Source organism: Sphingobium sp. S6 (assembly GCF_905120495.1).
Taxonomy (GTDB): Bacteria; Pseudomonadota; Alphaproteobacteria; order Sphingomonadales; family Sphingomonadaceae; genus Sphingobium; species Sphingobium agri.
On record NZ_CAJHOG010000001.1, the window covers coordinates 560,505 to 581,427 of the forward strand.

Sequence of the window (20,923 nt, forward strand, 5' to 3'; positions counted from 1 at the left end):
CTCCAAAGGGGAGCTTGAGCCTTTTAGCCCAGCTTGATGACAGTTGCGCGACGGCGTGCCGGGACCGGATCGGCGTAGAGGCTCGCCATCGGCTCGTCCTCAACCTCGATGATCGCTTCCGATGTGAAGCCGTTGAAGCCGGTGCGCATGGCCGCACCATAGGCGCCCAGCATGCCGATTTCGATATAATCGCCGGCAGCCACATCGTCGGGCAGCATGAAAGGACCGGCCATATGATCCATATCGTCACAGGTCGGGCCGTAGAAGGAGAAAGGCGCGTTTTCCGCTTCGCTTTCCTCTTCGCGCAACAGGGCGACCGGGAAACGCCAGCCGACATGGGCCGCATCGAACAGAGCGCCATAGGCGCCATCGTTGATGTACAGTTCCGTGCCGCGACGGCGCTCGACCCGCACGATGATGGAGCTATATTCCGCCGACAATGCGCGGCCGGGTTCGCACCATAGTTCCGCCGAATAGCTGATCGGCAGGCTTTCGAAACCGCGATAGATGGCGTCGAAATAGGCTTCCAGCGCTGGCGGTTCCATGCCCGGATAGACCGACGGGAAGCCGCCGCCGACATCGATGATATCGACCGTGACGGCCGCATCGACAATCGCCGCACGAACACGCTCTATAGCATCGCTATAGGCCTGCGGGCTCATGGCCTGGCTACCGACATGGAAGCAGATGCCAAGCGCGTCAGCCGCCTGGCGGGTGGCCATCAGCAGTTCGCGGGTTTCGCCGAGTTCTGCGCCAAACTTGGACGCAAGGCTCAGCTCCGAATGTTCGGAGGAGACGCGCAGGCGAACGCAGAGCTCAAGGTCGGTGGCTTCATGGGTCGCGCGCAGAATCTTTTCCAGCTCGTCGATCGTGTCGAGCGAGAAGGTGCGCACGCCATGGACATGATATGCTTCCGCGATGGCTTCTTCGGCCTTCACGGGATGCATGAAGCACAGCTTCGCTTGCGGCAGCGTTTCCGCGACGAGGCGAACCTCGGCGATCGAGGCGACGTCATAATGCGTAATTCCGCTGTCCCACAAGGTCCGGAGCAAGTCCGGCGAGGGATTGGCCTTCACGGCATAAAGCGAGCGCCCCGGAAACTTCTCAGAGAAGAATCGGGCGGCGCGGGCCGCAGCCTGCGGGCGGATCAGCGTTACCGGTGCTGCCGGTTTGAGGGCGGTTGCTACCCCCAGCGCGCTATGGTGCTTGTGCAACTCAAGGGACCTCCAGTGTAGTCGTGGGCAAACAAGCTGCCTTGCGGTGGAAGTCCCATGGGGCAGCGGAAGGGCGATATATGCGGCAGGTGCCCCCCTGTAAAGCGCGCCCGTAAATTTTGTTGCGCGCCTCGCTACGAAATGTGCGTCAGGAGAGGCGGGCCTTGAAGTCCTGGTATGAAAAACGCCGGATTTCCTGGAGTTCACCGGTCTGCGAGTTCCAAAGCCAAATGCCCGGAAGCGGTACGCCGTTGAAGGTGTTGGTTTTTACCATCGAGTAGTGCGCTTGGTCGAGGAAGGCGATCCGCCGTCCCGGAGTCGCGCCGCCGGGGACTCGATAGTCTCCGATAATGTCACCCGCCAGGCAGGACGGACCACCGAGTCGCGTTACCGGCCCTTCGTCCCGTTCATGGAGCATGGCAGGGCGGTAGGGCGCCTCAATCACGTCCGGCATGTGGCATGTGGCCGAAATGTCCGTGATGGCGACGGGCATGCCGTTGTCGATGACGTCGAGGATTTCCCCGATGAGGATGCCAGCGTCGAGGGCCATGGCCTCACCCGGTTCGATATAGAGTTCAAGTCCGGTCTGCGCTTTTATGCGCTGGAGGAAGGCGATCAGATCGTCGATCTGATAATCGGCGCGCGTGACATGATGTCCGCCGCCGAAGTTCAGCCATTTTAGACCACCGACATGCGGCATGACGCGCGATTCGATGGCCGCCCAGGTGCGTTCGAGCGGCAGGAAGTCCTGTTCGCAGAGATTGTGGACGTGGAGGCCGTCGACGCCATCCAGATGCTCGGACCGGAGTTGGTCGATCGGGAAACCGAGGCGGCTGTGCGGCTGCGAGGGATCGTATTTGGGCACTTCTCCCTCGGCGTGGAGGGGGTTTATGCGCAATCCGATGTCGAAGTTCACACCGTTCATGCGCGCATTGTCGATGACCGGCCGGAGCCGCTCGATCTGCCCGGGGCTGTTGAAGATCACATGGTCGGAAATCTTGAGGATTTCGGCGAGATCTTCGGGCTTGTAGGCGGCGCAATAGGTGGCAACCTCCTTGCTGCCATCTTGGCCCGCATATTCCTCGCGCCCGAGACGGGCTTCGTAGATGCCTGACGCGCAGACGCCGTCGAGATATTCGGCCACGACCCCGCCGAGCGACCACATGGAGAAAGCCTTGAGTGCGCCTAGCACCTTGATCCCTGCGCGATCGCCGATGTCGCGCAGGATCGCGAGATTGCGGCGGATCGCGGCCTCATCCACCACGAAGGCGGGCGAGGGGACGCTGTAAAGGTCGAAATGGGCGAAGGCGGCGGGATCGCCGGCTTTGGTTTCCATCAAACGTTCTCCGTCACCCCAGCGAAAGCTGGGGTCCCAGGCGGGAGGGCACGGCGTAGAGGCACGAGATCCCAGCTTTCGCTGGGACGACGTTTCCTAACTTTAGAAATCCAGCGGCGCGTCCAGTTCCTTTACCTGCCAGGGCAGGCCGTGCTTGTTCAGCATGTCCATGAAGGGATCGGGATCGAACTGTTCGATGTTGAACACGCCCTCACCTTTCCACGCGCCAGTAAGCATGAGTGCCGCGCCGATCATGGCTGGGACGCCGGTGGTGTAGCTGACTGCCTGGTTGCCGGTTTCGGCATAGGCGTCCTCATGGTCGCAGACATTGTAGACATAGACGGTCTTCTGCGCCCCGTCCTTCTGTCCGGTTGCGATGTCGCCGATGTTGGTCTTGCCCTTCGTGGTCGAACCCAGGCTCGACGGTTCGGGGAGTACGGCCTTCAGGAACTGGAGCGGGATGATTTCCTGGCCGTTGTAGATGACCGGATCGATCCGCGTCATGCCGACATTCTGGAGCACTTCGAGATGCTTGAGATAGGCGTCGCCGAAAGTCATCCAGAAGCGGATGCGCTTGATTTCAGGGTAGTGCTTCGCGAGGCTTTCCAGTTCCTCATGATACATGAGGTACATGTTCTTCTCGCCGACCTGGTCGAAGTCGAACACTTGCTTGTGCTTCAGGGCAGGGCCTTCCACCCACTTGCCGCCTTCCCAATGGCGGGAGGGTGCGGTGACTTCGCGGATGTTGATTTCCGGATTGAAGTTGGTCGCGAAATGCTGGCCATGGTCGCCGCCGTTGCAGTCGAGAATATCGAGCGTGTCGATGCGGTCGAGCAGATGCTTCTTGATGTAGCTGGCAAAGACGCTGGTGACGCCGGGGTCGAAGCCCGAGCCGAGCAGGGCCATGATGCCTGCTTCCTTGAAGCGGTCCTGATAGGCCCATTGCCAGCTATATTCGAATTTCGCGGTGTCGCGCGGTTCGTAGTTGGCCGTGTCGAGATAGTCGGTCTTGGTCGCGAGGCACGCGTCCATGATCGCGAGGTCCTGATAAGGCAACGCGAGGTTCACGATGAGCTTGGGCTGGACCTTTTCAATGAGGGCGACGGTCTCTTCGACATTATCGGCGTCGACCTGCGCTACGTCGATAGTGACGCCGGTGCGGGCCTTCACCGATTCGGCGACCTTTTCGCAGCTGATGATGCGGCGGCTGGCGAGCGTGATATGGCTGAAAATGTCACTGTTCATCGCCATCTTGTGAACCGCGACAGACCCGACGCCGCCCGCGCCAATGACCAGAACCTTGCTCAATTCAACTGCTCCATGAGTGAAGCGCGCCCGACGCGCGAAAGCGCCCATATAGGGAGTGTGCGTGATAGCGCAAAGTCAGTCTGTCACCAGCGTCCAAGGCGCTAGAAACTCGCCCCGTCAACCTTGTTGATCTTGAGCGTGTCCAGATCGACCTCCGGCACGCAGCGCAGGCTGATGGCGCGGACCGATCCGTCAGGGGATTCCCCTTCCGCGAAGGATTGCGTGCCGCAGATATTGCAGAAGCGGTGGGTGATCTGGTGCTTGTAGAATTTGTAGTCGGTCAGATTGTCCGCGCCGCTTTCGAGGGTGAACTGGTCGGCGGGCACGAAGGTGAGGAGGAAGCCTTTCCGGCGGCAATGGGAACAGTTGCAGGACATGGCTTCGGTGGGCGCATCGGCGGCCACGGTGAAGGTGACTGCGCCGCAGTGGCAGCTTCCAGCATAGGGCATCGATCGTCCTTTCAATCTGGCTGTAAGGGATGGCGCGGCCACTCTTGCAGAATGGCTGCGCTATCATTTCGTCAGGCGCGGTTTTTCCGCGCCTCCGCCCTGCGCGCGAAGATATTGAGCAGTTCGACCAACGTCGAAAACGCCATGGCCGCATAGATATACCCCTTGGGCACATGCACGCCAAACCCGTCGGCGATGAGGACCGCGCCGATCATCAGCAGGAAGCCCAAGGCCAACATGACGACAGTGGGGTTGCGGGCAATGAAGTTGGCGAGGGGATCGGCCGCGAGGACCATCGCCGTCACGGCGACGAGGACAGCGATAACCATCACCGCGAGATTATCGGTCATGCCCACGGCGGTAAGGATCGAGTCGAGCGAAAAGATCATGTCGAGGAGAATGATCTGGACGATCGCGCTGCCGAAACTCAGCGTCGCCGCGCCCTTTTGCTTTTCGAGAATGTCGTCGGAATGGACGGGATCGACCGTGTGGTGAATTTCCTTCGTCGCCTTCCAGATCAGGAAGAGGCCCCCGGCGATAAGGATGAGATCGCGCCAGGAAAATACCGTCTCGAATGTCGGGACACCATGCTGATCCAAGGGACCACTGATCCCCAAGTCAAATACAGGCTTGGTAAGCCCGACGATCCACGCGATCATCGACAGCAGCACGAGCCGCATGCCGAGCGCAAGGCCGATGCCGATCCGCCGCGCCTTGGGACGCTGCGCCTCCGGCAATTTGTTCGTCAGTATCGAGATGAAGACAAGATTGTCGATGCCGAGCACAACCTCCATCACCACCAGAGCCACCAGCGCGGCAAGGGCCGTTGGATCGGTGAAGGCGCTTATCAGGCTATCCATTGGGTTCCTCTCGTTCAGTCGGGCAGCCGCTACGTCGCGATTGCCCAGTGTGTCAGTCTGGACTGCATGCCGTAAAAGATTTCGTCAAGAAAAGCTGGCGGGCCATCAGCTTACCAGCTTGCGCAATCCCTCGACCGTATCCGCTTCCGCAGCGGGTTTGTCCCGCCTGATCCGGGCGATCCTCGGGAAGCGCATGGCTAGCCCGGACTTGTGCCGCTTGCTGTCGTGGATGCTGTCGAAGGCGACTTCCAGGACCAGCGACTTCTCCACCTCCCGCACCGGGCCGAAGCGGTTCAGGGTGTTGTTGCGCACGAAGCGGTCGAGCCACTTCAGTTCCTCATCGGTGAAGCCGCTATAGGCCTTGCCGACGGGCAGAAGTTCGCCATCCTCCGTCCAGCAACCGAAGGTGTAGTCGGAATAGAAGGACGAGCGTTTGCCGTGGCCGCGTTGGGCATACATCATGACGCAATCGGCGGTCAGCGGATCGCGTTTCCATTTGTACCAGAGGGCGGCCTTGCGCCCGGCGACATAGGGGCTGTCGCGGCGTTTCAACATGACGCCTTCGATCGCGGCGTCTCGGGCGCCCGCGCGGATTTCTGCCAGGGCTTCGAAGTCTGACGCCTCGATCAGAGCGGATATGTCGAAACGATCCTGGTCAAGGCTGGGAAGCAGGGCTTCAAGGCGGGGGCGTCTATCCGCCCATGGCAGGGCGCGCAGGTCTTCGTCGGCGTGAAGGAGTATGTCGTACAGGCGAACGAAGGCGGGATAGTCGGCCATCATCTTGGCCGTCACCGCCTTGCGGCCGAGACGTTGCTGGAGGGCGTTGAAGCTGGCCGCCTCGCCTCCCTGGAACTCGCCCTTGACGAGGAGTTCGCCGTCGAGGACTGCGTGGGCGGCGAAGGCTTGGGCGATTTCCGGGAAGCTGCCGGTGATGTCATCCCCGGCGCGGCTATAGAGGCGCGTTTCCTTGCCGGTGCCGACGATCTGGATGCGGATGCCGTCCCATTTCCATTCGGCGGCATAGTCGGCGAGGTCGACGCTGTCAGCTTCGAGCGGATGAGCAAGCATGAAAGGCCGGAAGAAGGGCGTACCTGCTGGATCGGGGCGGTCAGATCTGCCCTCGGCCCAATCGAACAGGGCGGTATAGGGCGGTGTGAGGGCATGCCAACATTCCTCCACATCATCGACGTCGAGGTCGAAGGCCTGGGCAAAGCCGGTCTTGGCGAGGCGGGCGGAGATGCCGACGCGCAGCCCCCCGGTTGCAAGCTTGAGCAGGGCGAAGCGGCCCGATGCGTCGAGATGATCCATCATCTGGGCGAGCGTGGCGGGCGCTGCGGCGCGGCTGACGCTGTGCAGACGGTCGATGATGGCGGAGAGGGTGAGGGAGCCGTCGTCTATCTCGGCGGGCTGGTCCTCGCTCTTGGGCCAGAGAAGCGCGACGGTTTCGGCGAGGTCGCCGACATAGTCGCGGCTCATTTCGTAGAGGACCGGATCGGTGCGGGCGCGGATCATCTCTCCGATGGCGGAGGCCTTGACGGCCTTTATGTCGAGATTGCCGGTGAGGGCGGCCAGCGCCCAGCCGCGATCCGGGTCTGGCGCTTCGCGCATGTAACGAGCGATAAGGTCCAGCTTGCCGTTCCGGGATCGGGTGTAGACGAGGCCGTCGAGGAGTTGGGAGAATTGTCTCATAGAGCCAAGCCTCTCACCCGTTCGCCCGGAGCTTGTCGAAGGGCTCCCCTTTCTTGAAGAAAGTGAATGGCGTCGACAGGTTCAGCAAAGCGGCGGGAGGAGAATGGCCGTCTATCATCACCCCTCATCCTCATCTTCGCGGCCAACCAGTTCGAGGGCTCGCGCGCGCATCTGGTGGATCATGCACCAATGCAGCAGGGCTTCTTCGCGGCCATGGGTGATCCAGGTTTCGGTGGGTGCGACCTCGCGGATGGTATCGGTCAGTTCGTCCCAGTCGGCATGGTCGGATATGACGAGCGGCAGTTCGACATTCTTCTGCCGGGCACGTTGGCGGACGCGCATCCAACCTGACGCCATGGCAGTGATGGGATCGGGCAGGCGGCGGCTCCAGCGGTCGTTGAGGGCGGAAGGTGGCGAAACGATGAGATGGCCGCGCATCTCTTTCGCGGGCACGCCGGTAGCAGGACGGAGTTCGCCAAGGTCTATGCCGAAATCCTGATAGAGCGCGCACATGCGCTCCATCGCGCCATGGATGTAGATGGGATCATGATGCCCGCGTGCCCGAACCTCGCAGATCAGGCGCTGTGCCTTGCCCAGCGCATAGGCGCCGACGAGAACGCAGCGATCGGGGTGCGCGTGAAGCGCGGCGAGCAGGCGGTCGACTTCGCTGCCTGTGTCAGGGTGGCGGAAGACGGGAAGGCCGAACGTCGCTTCGGTGACGAAGATGTCGCAGGGGACTGGCTCGAACGGCTTGCAGGTCGGGTCCGGGCGGCGCTTGTAGTCGCCGGTCACGACCACGCGCTCGCCCGCATGTTCTAAAAGGATTTGCGCCGAACCCAGGACATGGCCCGCCGGAATGTAGGAAATGTCCACGCCGCCCATGCGGACCTGCTCGCCATAGCCGACGGGTGTGCCGCTCGCCGTGCCGTAACGAAGCGCCATGATGGCGAGCGTCTCTTCGGTAGCCCAGACATGGCCATGGCCGCCGCGCGCATGATCGGCATGGCCATGGGTAACCAGCGCGCGCTCTGCGGGCTGGGATCGATCGATCCAGGCGTCGGCAGGGCGGACGTAGATCCCGGTGGGGTGGGGTTCGATCCAATGGGGCATATCCATCCAAGAAGATGGGAAATGCCCCTATTGTTCCGCAAGAGGTCCGGTCAGGCGGCCTTCTTGAGCTCCAGTTCCAGCCGGTCCCAGATTTCGACCAGTGCCTGGACAAGTTCCTGCATCATCTCCACCGTGTGCGCCGGGCCGGGCGTAAAGCGCAGGCGCTCGGTGCCGCGTGGCACGGTGGGATAGTTGATGGGCTGCACATAGGCGCCATATTCGGCGAGCAGAATGTCGCTAATCCGCTTGGCCTTTACAGGGTCGCCGACCATCAGCGGGACGATGTGCGTGACGGACGGCATGACCGGCAGTCCGGATTCCCTCATCAGTCGCTTCAGGGTGGCGGCGGCGGCCTGCTGGCCTTCGCGCTCTTCGCTGGATTGCTTGAGGTGGCGGACGCTGGCAAGGACGCCAGCGACAAGCACAGGCGAGAGAGACGTCGTGAAGATGAAGCCGGGTGCGTAGCTGCGGATCACGTCGATGATCATCTGATCAGCCGCGATGTAGCCGCCCATGACGCCGAACGCCTTGCCCAGCGTGCCTTCGATGATGGTCAGGCGGTGCGCGACATCATCGCGTTCGGAAATGCCGCCGCCATGTGCGCCATACATGCCGACCGCATGCACTTCGTCGAGATAGGTGAGCGCATTGAACTCGTCCGCCAGATCGCAGATCTCGGCGATGGGGGCCACGTCGCCGTCCATCGAATAGACGCTTTCGAAAGCGATCAGCTTGGGCGCGTCGGGATCTTCGGCGGCGAGCAGTTCGCGCAGATGATCGACGTCATTGTGACGGAAGACGCGCTTTTCGCAGCCCGAATTGCGGATGCCCGCGATCATGGACGCGTGGTTCAGTTCGTCGGAGAAAACGATGCAGCCGGGCAGCAGCTTGGCGAGCGTGGAGAGCGCCGCTTCGTTCGACACATAGCCGGACGTGAAGAGCAGGGCGCCTTCCTTGCCATGCAGGCTGGCGAGTTCAGCTTCCAGATCGACATGATAATGGGTGTTGCCGCCGATGTTGCGGGTGCCGCCGGAGCCTGCGCCGACATCGTGCAGCGCTTCTTCCATCGCCGCGACGACCTTTGGGTGCTGGCCCATGGCGAGATAGTCGTTGGAGCACCAGACCGTGATGGGCTTGGGGCCGTTGTGACCGTGGAAGCAGCGTGCGTTCGGGAAGGCACCCTTGTTCCGCAGGATATCGATGAACACGCGGTAACGGCCTTCGCTGTGAAGCCGGTCGATCGCCTGCGCGAAGATATGCTTGTAGTTCACGTAACGCCCTAGTCCCTTGGTGGCCCGCATTCCCCTCTTGCGGGCCGTTTACCCGCTGCGCCGCTCCATTACCAGCGATAACCGTTCGCAGCGGTTGGGAGAAATACCTATCACAATGATAGAGGAATTTGCGAGTGGACCAAAGGTCCCACCCCTTACAAAGCTTCCATTTGTGTGAGGCCGAAATCGGCGAGCGCGGGCGCGAGCGCTGCGACGCTGTTGTCGAGCCGGGTGAAAACGGCTTTCCCGGATGAACGCGACGCGGGCCATTCCTGTCCCTGCGTCAAGTAAGCGATGCGGCGGGCGATGCCGTCGCCGCCATGGACGAAGGCGAGGGGGCGGGGCGCTGCAGCGGCAAGCTCTGCTTCCACCAGAGGAAAATGGGTGCAGGCGAGGACGACCGTGTCCATGTGGTCGCCGCCGGGCTGATCGAGCAAGCCCGCGAGCGCATCGCGCGCTATCGCCGGGTCTAGCGGTTCGCCACGCAGCTTGGCTTCCGCGAGCTGGACCAGCGCGGCGGAACCGTGGCGCAAAACGGTGCAATCCGCGCCGAACTCGGCAGTGAGACGGTCGACATAAGGTTGGCGCACGGTGGCATCGGTGCCCAACACGCCGAAGACGCGGCTTTTGGAAAGAAGCGCGGCGGGCTTGATCGCCGGAACCGTGCCGACGACGGGAATGTCGAGCGCGGCCCGGACGGCGGACAGCGCGATGGTCGAAGCCGTGTTGCAGGCGATCACGGCCAGGCGCGGGCGGAAACGTTCGACCAGGCGGCCGAGCAGCGCGGGCACGCGAGCGGCGATTTCCGCCTCGCTCTTCGTGCCATAGGGGAAGCCTGCGCTGTCGGCTGCGTAGACGATCGGCGCGTTGGGCAGTGCGGCACGCGCTGGCGCGAGGATGGAGAGGCCGCCGACGCCGGAATCGAAGAACAGCAGGGGGGCTGATGGTGCGACCTTCATTATGGCGCACATGTCGCGGGAGAGGGCGGGGCTGTCAATATTTTGGAGCGATTGGGATGCCAGCGGGTGAGGGTGCCTCGGGGTATCCGGCGTGCACTTGCTCCGGAGATGCCAGCTTGCGCTGGCACGACGGAAGATAAATCATGACGGGAAGCAAATAAGGCTGATCACTCCAGCGCATATGCAAAGCTTGCCCCCGGCAGCGGCAACGCTATGGTCGCGCCGCAATCATTTCGGCGAGATCATGAACCCTCCCTGGCTACTTCCCGCATTCGTCCTGCTGATTTCCTATCTGCTGGGCTCTATCCCCTTTGGACTGTTGCTGACACGCGTCACGGGAGCCGGGGATTTGCGGCAGATCGGGTCGGGCAATATCGGCGCGACCAACGTGCTGCGGACCGGGCGCAAGGGGCTGGCGGCGGCTACATTGCTGCTCGACCTGTTGAAAGGCGCGGCGGCTGTGGTGATCGGCGCGGCATTGATCGACAATGGCGGGCCGATGGCGGGGGCGATGGCCTTTATCGGGCATTGCTATCCGCTATGGCTGCGTTTTGCCGGCGGCAAGGGCGTGGCGACGATGATGGGCGTGGTGACGGCGCTGCATTGGCCTGCCGGGATCGTATTTGCGGTCGTATGGCTGGGAGCGCTGTTCGGTACGCGATGGTCGTCCGTCGGCGGGATGGCAGCGGGGATCAGCGCGCCCATTGCGATGTGGTTCATGGATAGGATCGATCTGGTCCCCGTCACGCTGGCGATGACGCTGATCCTGCTGTGGCGGCACCGGGCGAACATCGCCCGGCTGGCGAAAGGCACCGAGCCCAAGATCGGGGCGGCGAAGGGGTGAGCGAGCAGGAGCGGTTCGATCGCCTGCGCCTGATCCGTTCGCCCCGCATAGGGCCGGTGACGTTCCGGCAGTTGATGGCGCGCTTCGGCAAAGCGAGCGAGGCTCTGCGCGCTGTCCCTGAACTGGCTGCGCGAGGCGGCGGCAAGGCGGCTGTGGCGGACGCAGGCGCCGTCGAGAAGGAGATTGCCCGCAGCCGGGCGCTTGGCGCGCGCTACCTGCTGATGGGGGATCAGGATTATCCATTTCTGCTGGAACAGATGGATGGCTCCCCGCCCGCGCTGATCGTGCGGGGCGATGTCGGACTGACGGGGCGGCAATGCGTGGCGATGGTGGGCGCGCGCAACGCTTCTGCCGCCGCTTGCCGTTTTGCGCGGACGCTGTCGCAGGAACTGGGGCAGCAAGGCGCGGTGGTCGTGTCCGGCCTTGCGCGGGGTATCGATACGGCGGCGCATCAGGGATCGGTGGCGACGGGCACGATCGCGGTGATCGCTTGCGGCATCGATGTCGTGTTCCCTCCCGAAAATGCCGAGTTGCAGGAGCAGGTGGCGAGCGTCGGGCTGTTGGTGACGGAGCATCCTCCCGGCACGCAGCCGCTTGCCCGGCATTTTCCCGCGCGCAATCGCATCATCGCCGGGCTGGCGGCCGGAACGGTGGTTGTAGAGGCTGCGCCGAAGTCAGGTTCGCTCATCACCGCGCGGCTGGCCGTCGAAGCGGGGCGCGAGGTCATGGCGGTGCCGGGGTCGCCCGCTGACCCTCGGGCGCAAGGATGCAACCAGCTGATCCGTGAGGGCGCGACTTTAGTGCAAAATGGCGCGGACGTGATCGAGGCGATCGGCGGCATCGACCCGCGCATGGTGCGGCAGGGGCGGCTCGACTTCAGCGCCGCGCCTGTATCGTCCGACGTGGCGGGGCAGGAGCGGGAGGTGGTGCTGGGGCTGCTCGGCCATGCGCCGGTGCCGGTGGATGAGGTGATCCGCCTGTCCGCACTTAGCCCCGCGATCGTTCAGACGGTGCTGCTGGAGCTGGAACTCGCGGGCCGACTGGAGCGGCATGCGGGGGGCAAGGTCAGCCTGTCGTGACACTCTTGACGCAGGGCCTCAGCGCCTTCCAGACTCGCGCGTGTACGTGAGAGCACTTTAAAACCGGGGCATGAATGCAGCTTGTCATCGTTGAATCGCCAGCCAAGGCGAAGACCATCGAGAAATATCTGGGCGGCGATTTCCACGTCCTCGCCAGCTATGGCCATATCCGCGACTTGCCGCCCAAGGATGGGTCGGTGGACCCCGACAATGGTTTTGCCATGCAATGGGAAAATTATGGGGACAAGGGCAAGCAGCTCAAAGCCATCGCCGATGAGGCGAAGAAGGCCGATCGATTGATCCTGGCGACTGACCCTGATCGCGAGGGTGAGGCGATCAGTTGGCATGTGCAGGAAGTTCTGCGGGCGAAGAAGGCGCTGCCGCAGAAGGTGGATCGCGTGACCTTCAACGCGATCACCAAGCAGGCGGTGACCGAAGCGATGGCGCAGCCGCGTGCTTTGGACGAGGATCTGATCGACGCCTATCGGGCGCGGCGGGCGCTGGATTATCTGGTGGGCTTCACCTTGTCGCCTGTGCTGTGGCGCAAGCTGCCGGGCGCGAAGTCGGCCGGGCGCGTTCAGTCCGTCGCCTTGCGCCTTGTCGTTGATCGCGAGCGCGAGATCGAAAGCTTTGTGCCCCAGGAATATTGGTCCGTCGCGGCCGAGATGGAGCAGGGCGGGCAGGGCTTCACCGCCCGGCTGGTGCGCTGGAAGGGCGAGAAGATCGACCGGCTGACGATCGGCAAGGAAGGCGACGCCATGGCCGCGAAGGCGGATGTGGAGGCTGGGCGCTTTACCGTCGAAAAGGTCGAGACCAAGCCGGTTTCGCGCAACCCTCCGCCGCCGTTCACCACCTCGACGTTGCAGCAGGAGGCGGCGCGCAAGCTGGGCTTCTCCGCCAGCCATACGATGCGGATCGCACAGCAGCTCTACGAAGATGGCGCGATCACTTACATGCGTACCGATGGCGTGCAGATGGACGGCAGCGCCATCTCCGCCGCGAGGCGGGCGATCGCGGAGCGCTATGATGGCGGATATCTGCCGGAAAAGCCGCGCCAATATCAGACCAAGGCGAAGAATGCGCAGGAAGCGCACGAGGCGATTCGTCCTACCGAATTTTCGCGGGACAAGGTTGGGTCGGGCGATCATGCGCGGCTCTACGACCTAATCTTCAAGCGGGCGCTGGCGAGCCAGATGGCTTCGGCGCGGCTGGAACGGACGGTTATCGATCTGGTCGACGGCACGGGGCAGCATGCGTTGCGGGCGACTGGTCAGGTGGTGATCTTTCCCGGTTTCCTCGCGCTGTATGAAGAAGGGCGTGATGACGCGGAGGATGACGACAGCAAGCTGCTGCCGCGACTTGTCGCCGGTGATGCCCCTGCCAAAAGACAAGTGACGGCGGAGCAGCATTTCACCCAGCCGCCGCCGCGTTATTCGGAAGCATCGCTGGTCAAGAAGCTGGAGGAACTGGGCATTGGGCGCCCTTCCACCTATGCCTCGACGCTTCAGGTGCTGAAGGACCGCGACTATGTGCGGGTGGAGAAGAACCGCTTCTTCGCCGAGGAGAGCGGGCGTTTGGTGACGGCGTTCCTGGAGCGCTTCTTCGAACGCTATGTGAGCTATGACTTCACGGCGGGTCTGGAAGACGAGCTGGACGAGATTTCCGGCGGGCGCGCCCAATGGCAGGCGGTGCTGGAAGCCTTCTGGCGTGACTTCAAGCCGAAGACGGCGGAAGTCATGGAGCAGAAGCCGTCGGACATCACCGCCGAACTGGACAAATTCCTGGAGCCGATGCTGTTCCCGCCCAAGGCGGACGGCAGCAATCCGCGTGCCTGCCCGATGTGCGGTGACGGGCAACTGGCGTTGCGTGGTGGACGCTTCGGGGCGTTCATCGCCTGCTCCAACTATCCGGAGTGCAAATATACGCGCAAGTTCGGACAGCCGGGCGCCAGCGACGGTGGCGAGGACAAGGGGCCGGAGGTGCTGGGGCAGCATCCCGAAACCGGGCAGGATATCGTCCGCAAGTCCGGCCGCTTTGGTCCTTATATGGAGATGGGCGAGGGCAAGGAGGCCAAGCGCGGGTCAATTCCCAAGGATCTTCCGGACGGCGAACTGACGCTCGACTGGGCGGTTAAGCTGTTGAGCCTGCCGCGCGAGGTTGGCCTGCATCCCGAAACGGGGAAGCCGATCGTGGCGAATATCGGGCGCTTTGGGCCTTATCTGCTGCACGACGGCAAATATGGACGCTTGTCGTCCACCGCCGAGATATTCGAGGTGGGGATGAACAGCGCAGTTGCGAAGCTCGCTGACGCGGTGAACAAGGGACCGCGCGGTGGAGCGTCTCGCGAGCCGCTCAAGCTGCTCGGCAAGCATCCGCGCACGGAGGCCGAGATCAAGCTGATGGCGGGACGTTACGGGCCTTATGTCACCGATGGCACGACCAATGCGACTTTGCCCAAGACGATCGAGCAGGACGCATTGACGCTGGAAGAGGCGGCACAGTTGATCGACGCGCGGGCGGCTGCGGCTCCTGCGAAGAAGGGGAAGAAGAAGGCGCCCAAGAAGGCAGCGGCAAAGAAGGATGGTGCGGCCAAGAAGCCAGCGGCGAAGAAAGCGCCTGCCAAGAAGAAGGCGGCGGCCTCGGAGTAAAGTCCGTTGCCGTTCGTCCTGAGCCCTCCGGCAGGCGCAGGACGAACGGAGACGAGGGCTAGGAGAGCATCAACCCGGCCGTCACCGCTGCTGCGGACATCAGGATCGCTGCCGCGAGCCACTTTGCGGCGGTGATCAGCGCTCCGTCCGTCAGTCCATTGGCGGCGCCGCCTTCCGCTTCCAGCTTCCGCGTCAGGGCGCGGAGCATGCGGGGGGCGTCGTCAGTGATCCGCGATAGTTCCAGCAGCAGCGGGACCAGCTTTTCGGGCGACTGGCTGGCTGTCAGGCGATGAGCAATAAGGCGGGCGCGGGAGCGTTGCAGCGCCTGCGACAAGTCGAAGCCCGGCTCAATCGTGCCCAGCACCCCATCCATGGTGATCAGCGCCTTGAAGATGAGCGCGAGGTCGGGTGGCAGGACCAGCCCTTCCTTGCGGATCAGCGGAAAGAAGTCGGCGACCATGCGGCCCAGCACCAGCGGGCCGGAGCCATGGCGGGCGATCAACTGCTCCGACGCCATGAGAACGCGCTCGCGTGAGGGACGGTCGCCCTGATGCCAGCCGATGAGCGTGTCCGCCATCGTTTCCGCGTCGTTGGAACGCAGGGAAAGGATGAAGGCCAGAAATTCCTGCTGCCGCCGCGCGCTGACATGGCCGATAAGGCCAAGGTCCAGCAGGGCAAGGCGATCGCCCGGCAGGCAGAGAAGATTGCCGGGATGAGGGTCGCCGTGAAAGCGGCCATTCACCAGCACCATTTCAAGAACGAGGTCCGCGCCGAGATCGGCTATGGCGGCTGGATCGATCCCGGCGGCGCGAAGCGCCTCTGCATTACGGGGCGCTATGCCTTCGACATAGTCCATGACCAGCACAGTCTCGCTGCTGAGCGGCCAATGGATTTCGGGGATGACGACGCGCGGCTGCTCTGCAAGGTCTGCGCGCAGACGGTCGGCATTGCGGCCTTCGCTGGTGAAATCCAGTTCTTCCAGGACCGTGTCCAGCAATTGCTGGACCAGCGCGCGGGGTTGGAACCGGCGCGCTTCCCTGTTGCTCGCCTCAACGATCCCCGCGAGATGGGAGATCAGGCGGAGATCGGCTTCCATCGACTTGCGTATGCCGGGACGGCGGATTTTGACGACGACCTCGCGGCCATTGTGCAGGGCAGCGCGATGCACCTGCGCCATGGAGGCGGCGGCGAGGGGGGCTTCATCGAACCGGGCGAAGGCCGTCTCCACCGGCTCACCCAATGCCTCTTCCAACAGGGGACGCAGCGTGGAGAAATCGAGGGTAGGCGCTGCGCTATGCAGCTTTTCAAATTCGGATATCCAATCCTCCGGCAGGAGGTCGGCGCGCGTGGCGAGGATCTGGCCGAGTTTCACGTAGGTGGGGCCAAGCGCTTCCAGCGCCTGCCGCGTGCGGCCGGGCAGGTCGGGTGGAGAGGCTCCGTCCCTTTCCTTGGCAAGACCCATTCTGGCGAGGAGCAGGTCAAGGCCGAAACGGGTCGCTACGGCAGTGATTTCGGCCAGCCGCTCACGGTCGCGGGCGGCAACGACGATGGTCTTGAGCATGGCGCGTCAACGAAGCGCCACGCCGATTGTTTCGGGCGTGCACCTTTTCAGGGCATGATCATTCGACCCAGTCGAGGCCAATGTCGCGATAGATGAAGCGGTCGTCTTCCCAATCTTCCTTCACCTTCACGTGGAGGTAGAGATGGACCTTGACCCCAAGCAGCTGTGCAAGTTCCGCGCGCGCCTTCGATCCGATCTCCTTCAGCCGCTGCCCCCCCTTGCCGAGCACGATGGCGCGCTGAGTGGGGCGGGCGACCAGGATTTGCTGATGGATCTCAACAGAGCCGTCTTCGCGCTCGCTATATTTCTCCGTATCGACGGCGGCGGCGTAGGGCAGTTCGGCATGCAGCTGGTGGTAGAGCTGCTCGCGTGTGATTTCAGCAGCCAGCATGCGGTCCGTCGCGTCGGAAACCTGATCCTCCGGAAAGTGCCACGGGCCTTGGGGCATGGCATTGGCGAAGGCGGTCTTGAGTTCAGCGAGGCCATCGCCGGTCGCGGCGCTGATGAAGAATGTCTCTTCGAAGCCAATGCGTTCGTAAAGCTTCTGGGTATGTACCAGCAGCTTCTCCTTTATGGCGATATCCACCTTGTTGAGGATCAGCCATTTGCGTTCGGTCCGGTGGGTCAGCGCTTCGATGATCGGCTCCATCTTGGGGCCGAGACCCGCCTTCCCATCGACAATGAGCGCGATCAGGTCAGCGCCCTGCGCGCCGCCCCATGCGGCCTGAACCATGGCGCGATCGAGGCGGCGCTTGGGCGCGAAGATGCCGGGGGTGTCGACAAGGACGATCTGCGCATCACCTTCGATCGCGACGCCCATGACGCGGGTACGGGTGGTCTGCGCCTTTGGGCTGGTGATCGCGACCTTCTGGCCGACCAGCGCGTTAACCAGCGTGGATTTGCCGGCGTTGGGGGCGCCCACGATGGCGATGACGCCGCAGCGTTGATTTTCTACGTCGTGCAACATTTACTCCGTTCGCGCTGAGCCTATCGAAGCGCCTTACTTCTCTTCTTTCGAGCGCGCTAAGGTGGAGATGAGGCTCCAGTCTTCACGAATCAGCGCTAGTTTCTTTGCCCGGCCCCAGCCTTTGATCTGACGCTCAGCTTCAAGCGCCTCCATACGGGTTCCGAACTCTTGCGACCAGACCAGTTTTATCGGGCGACGGCTTTTAGTGTAACCGGGAAAGGTGCCTGCCTCATGTTGGGCGATGCGCATTTAAAGATCATCGGTGCGGCCGATGTAAAAACTGCGGTCGGCGCAATGGAGCATGTAGGTGTAGAAAGCCATCTTCGCTCAGAAAGGTAATAAAGCGTTTCGACAAGCTCAGCGCGAACGGATGTTGAGGAACGCGGGAGAAACGGGGTTCAACTGCTCAGCTTGTCCAACAACGCCTTCGCTGCAGCCGTCTCGGCCTCCTGCTTGCTTCCTCCCGTTGCGCTTGCTTCTCCCGCGCCTTTGATGCTCACCGTTACCGTGAACTTCAACGCATGATGAGGCCCGGAGCGATCGGTCATTGCATATTCGGGCGGCTTGCGGCGGTTGGCGGCTGCCCATTCCTGAAGAGCGGACTTGGGATGCTTGGGTGCGCTTTCCTGCGTATCGACCCGGTTGGCCCAAAGGCGGCGGACCAGCGCGCGGGCGTCGTCCAGGCCCGCTTCAAGGTAGAGCGCGCCGATCAGCGCCTCCATGACGTCACCTAGCACATTGTCGCTGTCTGCCGCGCCATCGTCGCGGGCCTGCTTGCCAAGGACGAGATGCGTCGGCACGCCAGCCGCGCGCGCAACGTCGGCGCAGGTCTCACCCGACACCAATGCGTTGAAGCGGCGTGAGAGCTTGCCTTCGGGTTCACTGGCGAACCGCTCATAGACCCATTCGCTGACGATCAGGCCCAGCACGCGATCGCCCAGAAACTCAAGCCGCTCATAATTGACGGCGTTCGCGCTGCCATGGGTGAGCGCCTGGCGAAAGGGCGCTTCATCCTCAGGTGCTCGTCCGATCAGCCCGGCGAGCCAGCCAGACGTGTCGGCCTTTGTCAAAAGCCTTCCCCGATACGGTTCCAGCGCGCGGCGGTGAACCATGTCCAGGGGAGCAGCCAATTGGCGCTGCCGTCGGTCGAGAAGACGGAGATCATCGCCTTTCCAACGAGATTTTCCTCCGGCACCAGTCCGATGCCGCCACCTTCGACCGCCGGGAAGCGGCTGTCCGCGCTGCGATCGCGGTTGTCGCCCATCATGAAGAGATGGCCTTCGGGCACCAGCACCGTGTCGCGATCGTCGGCTGCGCCATCCGGAACGAGGTCGAGGACGTTGTAGCTTTTGCCGCCCGGCAGTGTTTCGCGATATTGCGGATAGCGGCACTGACGTCCGCCGCTCGGCGCATCTTCCTCGAACTTCGGGCGATAGCAGGGGGAGGGACTGCCCTCCTTGGCGGCGGCGTCCAGCATGTTGGGCGAGACGGGAATGACGAGGTCGGCGACCTTCTGCTTCCGAATGGCCTGCCCATTCAGATAGACCGTGCCCCCGCGCACCGATATCATGTCGCCGGGCAAGCCGATGACCCGCTTGATATAATCATTCTTCTGGTTCGGCGGCGCCTTGAACACTACCACGTCCCCGCGCTTCGGCGTCGAGGCGAGAATGCGCCCCGGGATCAGCGGCAAGTTGAAGGGCAACGAGTAGCGCGAATAGCCATAAGGCCATTTGGCGACGAGCAGATAGTCGCCGATCAGCAGGCGCGGCTGCATCGATTCAGACGGAATATTGAACGGAGAAACGATGAAGCTGCGCAGGACAAAGACGAACACCGCCAGCTTAGCGAGAAACCATAGGAAATCCCGCGTTTCGGATTTTGCGCTCATGCTTTGTTGTCTAATCCTTCGATCCGCCTTGAAAACAGGCCGTTGCGGCTTTTGCTGCGTTGTAAACCCGCCGTCAAGCATAGCGGGCGGTGCATTGGCCGTTACGCTTGGGTAAGAAGGACGAGAATCGACAGGTGCAGTGTCGTCATCAGCAACGAATAAGAGGATTTACGCTTCCATGCCCAGCCCTGCACTGGAGGCCATTGCGGCACTCCCGCGGCCTGAACTGAAGACCGTTTTCGCTTCGGACCCTAACCGGCTGAGCAAGTTCACGCTTACGCAGGGACCTTTGCGGTTCGATTGGTCGAAGACGCACCTGACCAGCGAACTGCTGGAAGGATTTCTGAAGCTGGCGGAGGAAAAGGACTTCGCCAAATGGCGCGACGCCCTTTTCGCGGGCGAGCCGATCAACAATAGTGAAGGCCGCGCGGCAGAGCATCCCGCAGAACGGGGCGAGGGCAATGCGGAAAGCGTTTCGCGCGCCAAGATGCTGCATGCCCGCATGCGCGCTCTGATCGATGCGATCGAAGGTGAAGCGCTGGGCCCCATACGTCATATACTGCACATCGGGATCGGCGGATCGGCGCTGGGGCCGGACCTGATCGTGGATGCGCTGGGTGGGGACGGCGCGCGCTATGATGTCGCGATCGTCTCCAACGTAGACGGCACGGCCCTGGAACGGGTGATTGCGCGCTTCGATCCCGAAGCGACCCTGATCGCGGTCGCGTCAAAGACCTTCACCACCACCGAAACCATGCTGAACGCGGCGAGCGCGATCAATTGGCTGGTAGAGGCGGGCGTGGAGGACCCCTATGGCAAGGTGATCGCGTTGACCGCCAGTCCGCACAAGGCGATCGAGTGGGGCGTGGACGAAACGCGTATCCTGCCATTTTCCGAGACAGTGGGCGGGCGCTATTCCCTCTGGTCTTCGATCGGCTTTCCGGCCGCGTTGGCGCTTGGCTGGGATGCGTTCGAAAGCCTGCTTGAGGGCGCGGCGGCCATGGACCGGCATTTCCGGCTGTCCGATCCGGCGCAGAACGCTCCGCTGATCGCTGCTTTCGTGGACCAATATTATGGCCGCATCATGGGATGCCAGACACGCGCTCTGTTCGCCTATGACGAGCGGTTGCGGCTGCTGCCTTCCTACCTCCAGCAACTGGAGATGGAGAGCAATGGCAAGAGCGTCACGCGCGATGGCAAGCCGGTCGATGGGCCGACAGCGCCGATCACATGGGGCGGCGTCGGCACGGATGCGCAACATGCGGTGTTCCAGCTGCTGCATCAGGGGACCATCGTGGCCCCGGTCGAATTTGTCGCTTCGATCGATCCCGGCCACGCTCTGGACCCGGCGCATCACCGCGCATTGCTGGTGAACTGCTTTGCCCAAGGGGCGGCGCTGATGCGGGGCAAGGAGAATGATGCCGATCCCGCGCGGGCCTATCCCGGCAACCGTCCATCCACCACGATCCTGCTGGAAGATGTGACCCCGGACGCGCTGGGCGCATTGATCGCCTTTTATGAGCACCGGACCTTTGCCAATGCGGTGCTGATGGGGATCAATCCATTCGATCAGTTCGGCGTCGAATTGGGCAAGGAGATCGCCAAGTCCATCGAGGCGGAAGGGACTAAGGGCTTCGATCCATCGACCATGGCGCTGATCGATCTGGCGCTGGGCGGAGCCTGAAGGCATCAAAAGCCGTTTGTAACTCCGCTGGATAGCCGCCATATCCGGCCACG

Annotated in this window: 18 protein-coding genes; 4 read left to right on the plus strand and 14 right to left on the minus strand. The window is 62.7% G+C overall.

What is annotated here, in order from left to right; genetic code table 11:
• Positions 1 to 23: 23 nt before the first annotated feature.
• The 9 genes from SPHS8_RS02880 to murI form a co-directional block, all read right to left on the minus strand.
• Positions 24 to 1,214, minus strand: coding sequence for a type III PLP-dependent enzyme (locus SPHS8_RS02880; protein ID WP_201513851.1), 1,191 nt, complete (start codon positions 1,212 to 1,214; stop codon positions 24 to 26).
• 148 nt (positions 1,215 to 1,362) lie between these two features.
• Complete coding sequence (locus SPHS8_RS02885; protein WP_201513853.1) at positions 1,363 to 2,550, minus strand: carboxynorspermidine decarboxylase; 1,188 nt, start codon at positions 2,548 to 2,550, stop codon at positions 1,363 to 1,365.
• A 102-nt stretch (positions 2,551 to 2,652) separates the two neighbouring features.
• Positions 2,653 to 3,858 (minus strand): saccharopine dehydrogenase family protein, encoded by a 1,206-nt coding sequence (locus SPHS8_RS02890; protein WP_201513855.1) that lies wholly within the window; start codon positions 3,856 to 3,858, stop codon positions 2,653 to 2,655.
• Positions 3,859 to 3,959: 101 nt separating this feature from the next.
• Positions 3,960 to 4,307, minus strand: coding sequence for a GFA family protein (locus tag SPHS8_RS02895; RefSeq protein WP_201513857.1), 348 nt, complete (start codon positions 4,305 to 4,307; stop codon positions 3,960 to 3,962).
• 71 nt (positions 4,308 to 4,378) lie between these two features.
• Entirely contained in the window at positions 4,379 to 5,167 is a 789-nt protein-coding gene (locus SPHS8_RS02900) for a TerC family protein (RefSeq protein WP_097091506.1), read from the minus strand.
• A gap of 105 nt (positions 5,168 to 5,272) precedes the next feature.
• Entirely contained in the window at positions 5,273 to 6,856 is a 1,584-nt protein-coding gene (locus SPHS8_RS02905; protein WP_201513858.1) for a cisplatin damage response ATP-dependent DNA ligase, read from the minus strand.
• A gap of 117 nt (positions 6,857 to 6,973) precedes the next feature.
• The gene (locus SPHS8_RS02910; RefSeq protein WP_201513859.1) at positions 6,974 to 7,966 is read right to left on the minus strand and encodes a ligase-associated DNA damage response exonuclease; all 993 of its coding nucleotides are present in this window, start codon (positions 7,964 to 7,966) and stop codon (positions 6,974 to 6,976) included.
• 50 nt (positions 7,967 to 8,016) lie between these two features.
• The gene (gene hemA, locus SPHS8_RS02915; RefSeq protein ID WP_097092767.1) at positions 8,017 to 9,237 is read right to left on the minus strand and encodes a 5-aminolevulinate synthase; all 1,221 of its coding nucleotides are present in this window, start codon (positions 9,235 to 9,237) and stop codon (positions 8,017 to 8,019) included.
• 155 nt (positions 9,238 to 9,392) lie between these two features.
• Positions 9,393 to 10,196: a glutamate racemase gene (murI, locus tag SPHS8_RS02920; protein WP_201513860.1), complete on the minus strand. Its 804-nt coding sequence runs from the start codon at positions 10,194 to 10,196 to the stop codon at positions 9,393 to 9,395.
• Positions 10,197 to 10,440: 244 nt separating this feature from the next.
• Here murI and plsY point away from each other — a divergent pair, with 244 nt between their 5' ends.
• From plsY to topA, 3 genes are all read left to right on the plus strand, one after another.
• Positions 10,441 to 11,040 carry a glycerol-3-phosphate 1-O-acyltransferase PlsY gene (gene plsY / locus SPHS8_RS02925; RefSeq protein WP_201513866.1) on the plus strand — a complete coding sequence of 200 codons (600 nt, stop codon included), beginning with the start codon at positions 10,441 to 10,443 and terminating at the stop codon, positions 11,038 to 11,040.
• Positions 11,037 to 12,119, plus strand: coding sequence for a DNA-processing protein DprA (gene dprA, locus SPHS8_RS02930; protein ID WP_201513874.1), 1,083 nt, complete (start codon positions 11,037 to 11,039; stop codon positions 12,117 to 12,119). The genes plsY and dprA overlap by 4 nt, the downstream gene beginning before the upstream one ends.
• Positions 12,120 to 12,193: 74 nt before the next feature.
• Complete coding sequence (topA, locus tag SPHS8_RS02935; protein ID WP_201513875.1) at positions 12,194 to 14,767, plus strand: type I DNA topoisomerase; 2,574 nt, start codon at positions 12,194 to 12,196, stop codon at positions 14,765 to 14,767.
• 58 nt (positions 14,768 to 14,825) lie between these two features.
• Here topA and SPHS8_RS02940 read toward each other — a convergent pair whose 3' ends face one another.
• The 5 genes from SPHS8_RS02940 to lepB form a co-directional block, all read right to left on the minus strand.
• Positions 14,826 to 16,328, minus strand: coding sequence for an ABC1 kinase family protein (locus tag SPHS8_RS02940; protein WP_201513876.1), 1,503 nt, complete (start codon positions 16,326 to 16,328; stop codon positions 14,826 to 14,828).
• A gap of 58 nt (positions 16,329 to 16,386) precedes the next feature.
• Positions 16,387 to 17,295 carry a GTPase Era gene (gene era, locus SPHS8_RS02945; protein ID WP_201513877.1) on the minus strand — a complete coding sequence of 303 codons (909 nt, stop codon included), beginning with the start codon at positions 17,293 to 17,295 and terminating at the stop codon, positions 16,387 to 16,389.
• Positions 17,296 to 17,328: 33 nt separating this feature from the next.
• Positions 17,329 to 17,544, minus strand: coding sequence for a GIY-YIG nuclease family protein (locus SPHS8_RS02950; RefSeq protein WP_236574941.1), 216 nt, complete (start codon positions 17,542 to 17,544; stop codon positions 17,329 to 17,331).
• 149 nt (positions 17,545 to 17,693) lie between these two features.
• Positions 17,694 to 18,407: a ribonuclease III gene (gene rnc / locus SPHS8_RS02955; RefSeq protein ID WP_201513878.1), complete on the minus strand. Its 714-nt coding sequence runs from the start codon at positions 18,405 to 18,407 to the stop codon at positions 17,694 to 17,696.
• Positions 18,362 to 19,186 carry a signal peptidase I gene (lepB, locus tag SPHS8_RS02960; protein ID WP_097091514.1) on the minus strand — a complete coding sequence of 275 codons (825 nt, stop codon included), beginning with the start codon at positions 19,184 to 19,186 and terminating at the stop codon, positions 18,362 to 18,364. The genes rnc and lepB overlap by 46 nt, the downstream gene beginning before the upstream one ends.
• Before the next feature lie 178 nt (positions 19,187 to 19,364).
• Here lepB and pgi point away from each other — a divergent pair, with 178 nt between their 5' ends.
• Positions 19,365 to 20,870, plus strand: coding sequence for a glucose-6-phosphate isomerase (gene pgi / locus SPHS8_RS02965; RefSeq protein ID WP_201513879.1), 1,506 nt, complete (start codon positions 19,365 to 19,367; stop codon positions 20,868 to 20,870).
• Positions 20,871 to 20,923 lie beyond the last annotated feature (53 nt).

Excerpts from the sequence above, each read along its gene's own strand:
- SPHS8_RS02950 (WP_236574941.1), bottom strand. The coding sequence starts at position 17,544 with ATGCGCATCGCCCAACATGAGGCAGGCACCTTTCCCGGTTACACTAAA.
- plsY (WP_201513866.1), top strand. The coding sequence starts at position 10,441 with ATGAACCCTCCCTGGCTACTTCCCGCATTCGTCCTGCTGATTTCCTAT.
- SPHS8_RS02905 (WP_201513858.1), bottom strand. The coding sequence starts at position 6,856 with ATGAGACAATTCTCCCAACTCCTCGACGGCCTCGTCTACACCCGATCC.
- SPHS8_RS02895 (WP_201513857.1), bottom strand. The coding sequence starts at position 4,307 with ATGCCCTATGCTGGAAGCTGCCACTGCGGCGCAGTCACCTTCACCGTG.
- murI (WP_201513860.1), bottom strand. The coding sequence starts at position 10,196 with ATGAAGGTCGCACCATCAGCCCCCCTGCTGTTCTTCGATTCCGGCGTC.
- topA (WP_201513875.1), top strand. The coding sequence starts at position 12,194 with ATGCAGCTTGTCATCGTTGAATCGCCAGCCAAGGCGAAGACCATCGAG.
- SPHS8_RS02900 (WP_097091506.1), bottom strand. The coding sequence starts at position 5,167 with ATGGATAGCCTGATAAGCGCCTTCACCGATCCAACGGCCCTTGCCGCG.
- rnc (WP_201513878.1), bottom strand. The coding sequence starts at position 18,407 with ATGGTTCACCGCCGCGCGCTGGAACCGTATCGGGGAAGGCTTTTGACA.
- era (WP_201513877.1), bottom strand. The coding sequence starts at position 17,295 with ATGTTGCACGACGTAGAAAATCAACGCTGCGGCGTCATCGCCATCGTG.
- lepB (WP_097091514.1), bottom strand. The coding sequence starts at position 19,186 with ATGAGCGCAAAATCCGAAACGCGGGATTTCCTATGGTTTCTCGCTAAG.
- SPHS8_RS02940 (WP_201513876.1), bottom strand. The coding sequence starts at position 16,328 with ATGCTCAAGACCATCGTCGTTGCCGCCCGCGACCGTGAGCGGCTGGCC.
- pgi (WP_201513879.1), top strand. The coding sequence starts at position 19,365 with ATGCCCAGCCCTGCACTGGAGGCCATTGCGGCACTCCCGCGGCCTGAA.
- SPHS8_RS02885 (WP_201513853.1), bottom strand. The coding sequence starts at position 2,550 with ATGGAAACCAAAGCCGGCGATCCCGCCGCCTTCGCCCATTTCGACCTT.
- SPHS8_RS02910 (WP_201513859.1), bottom strand. The coding sequence starts at position 7,966 with ATGCCCCATTGGATCGAACCCCACCCCACCGGGATCTACGTCCGCCCT.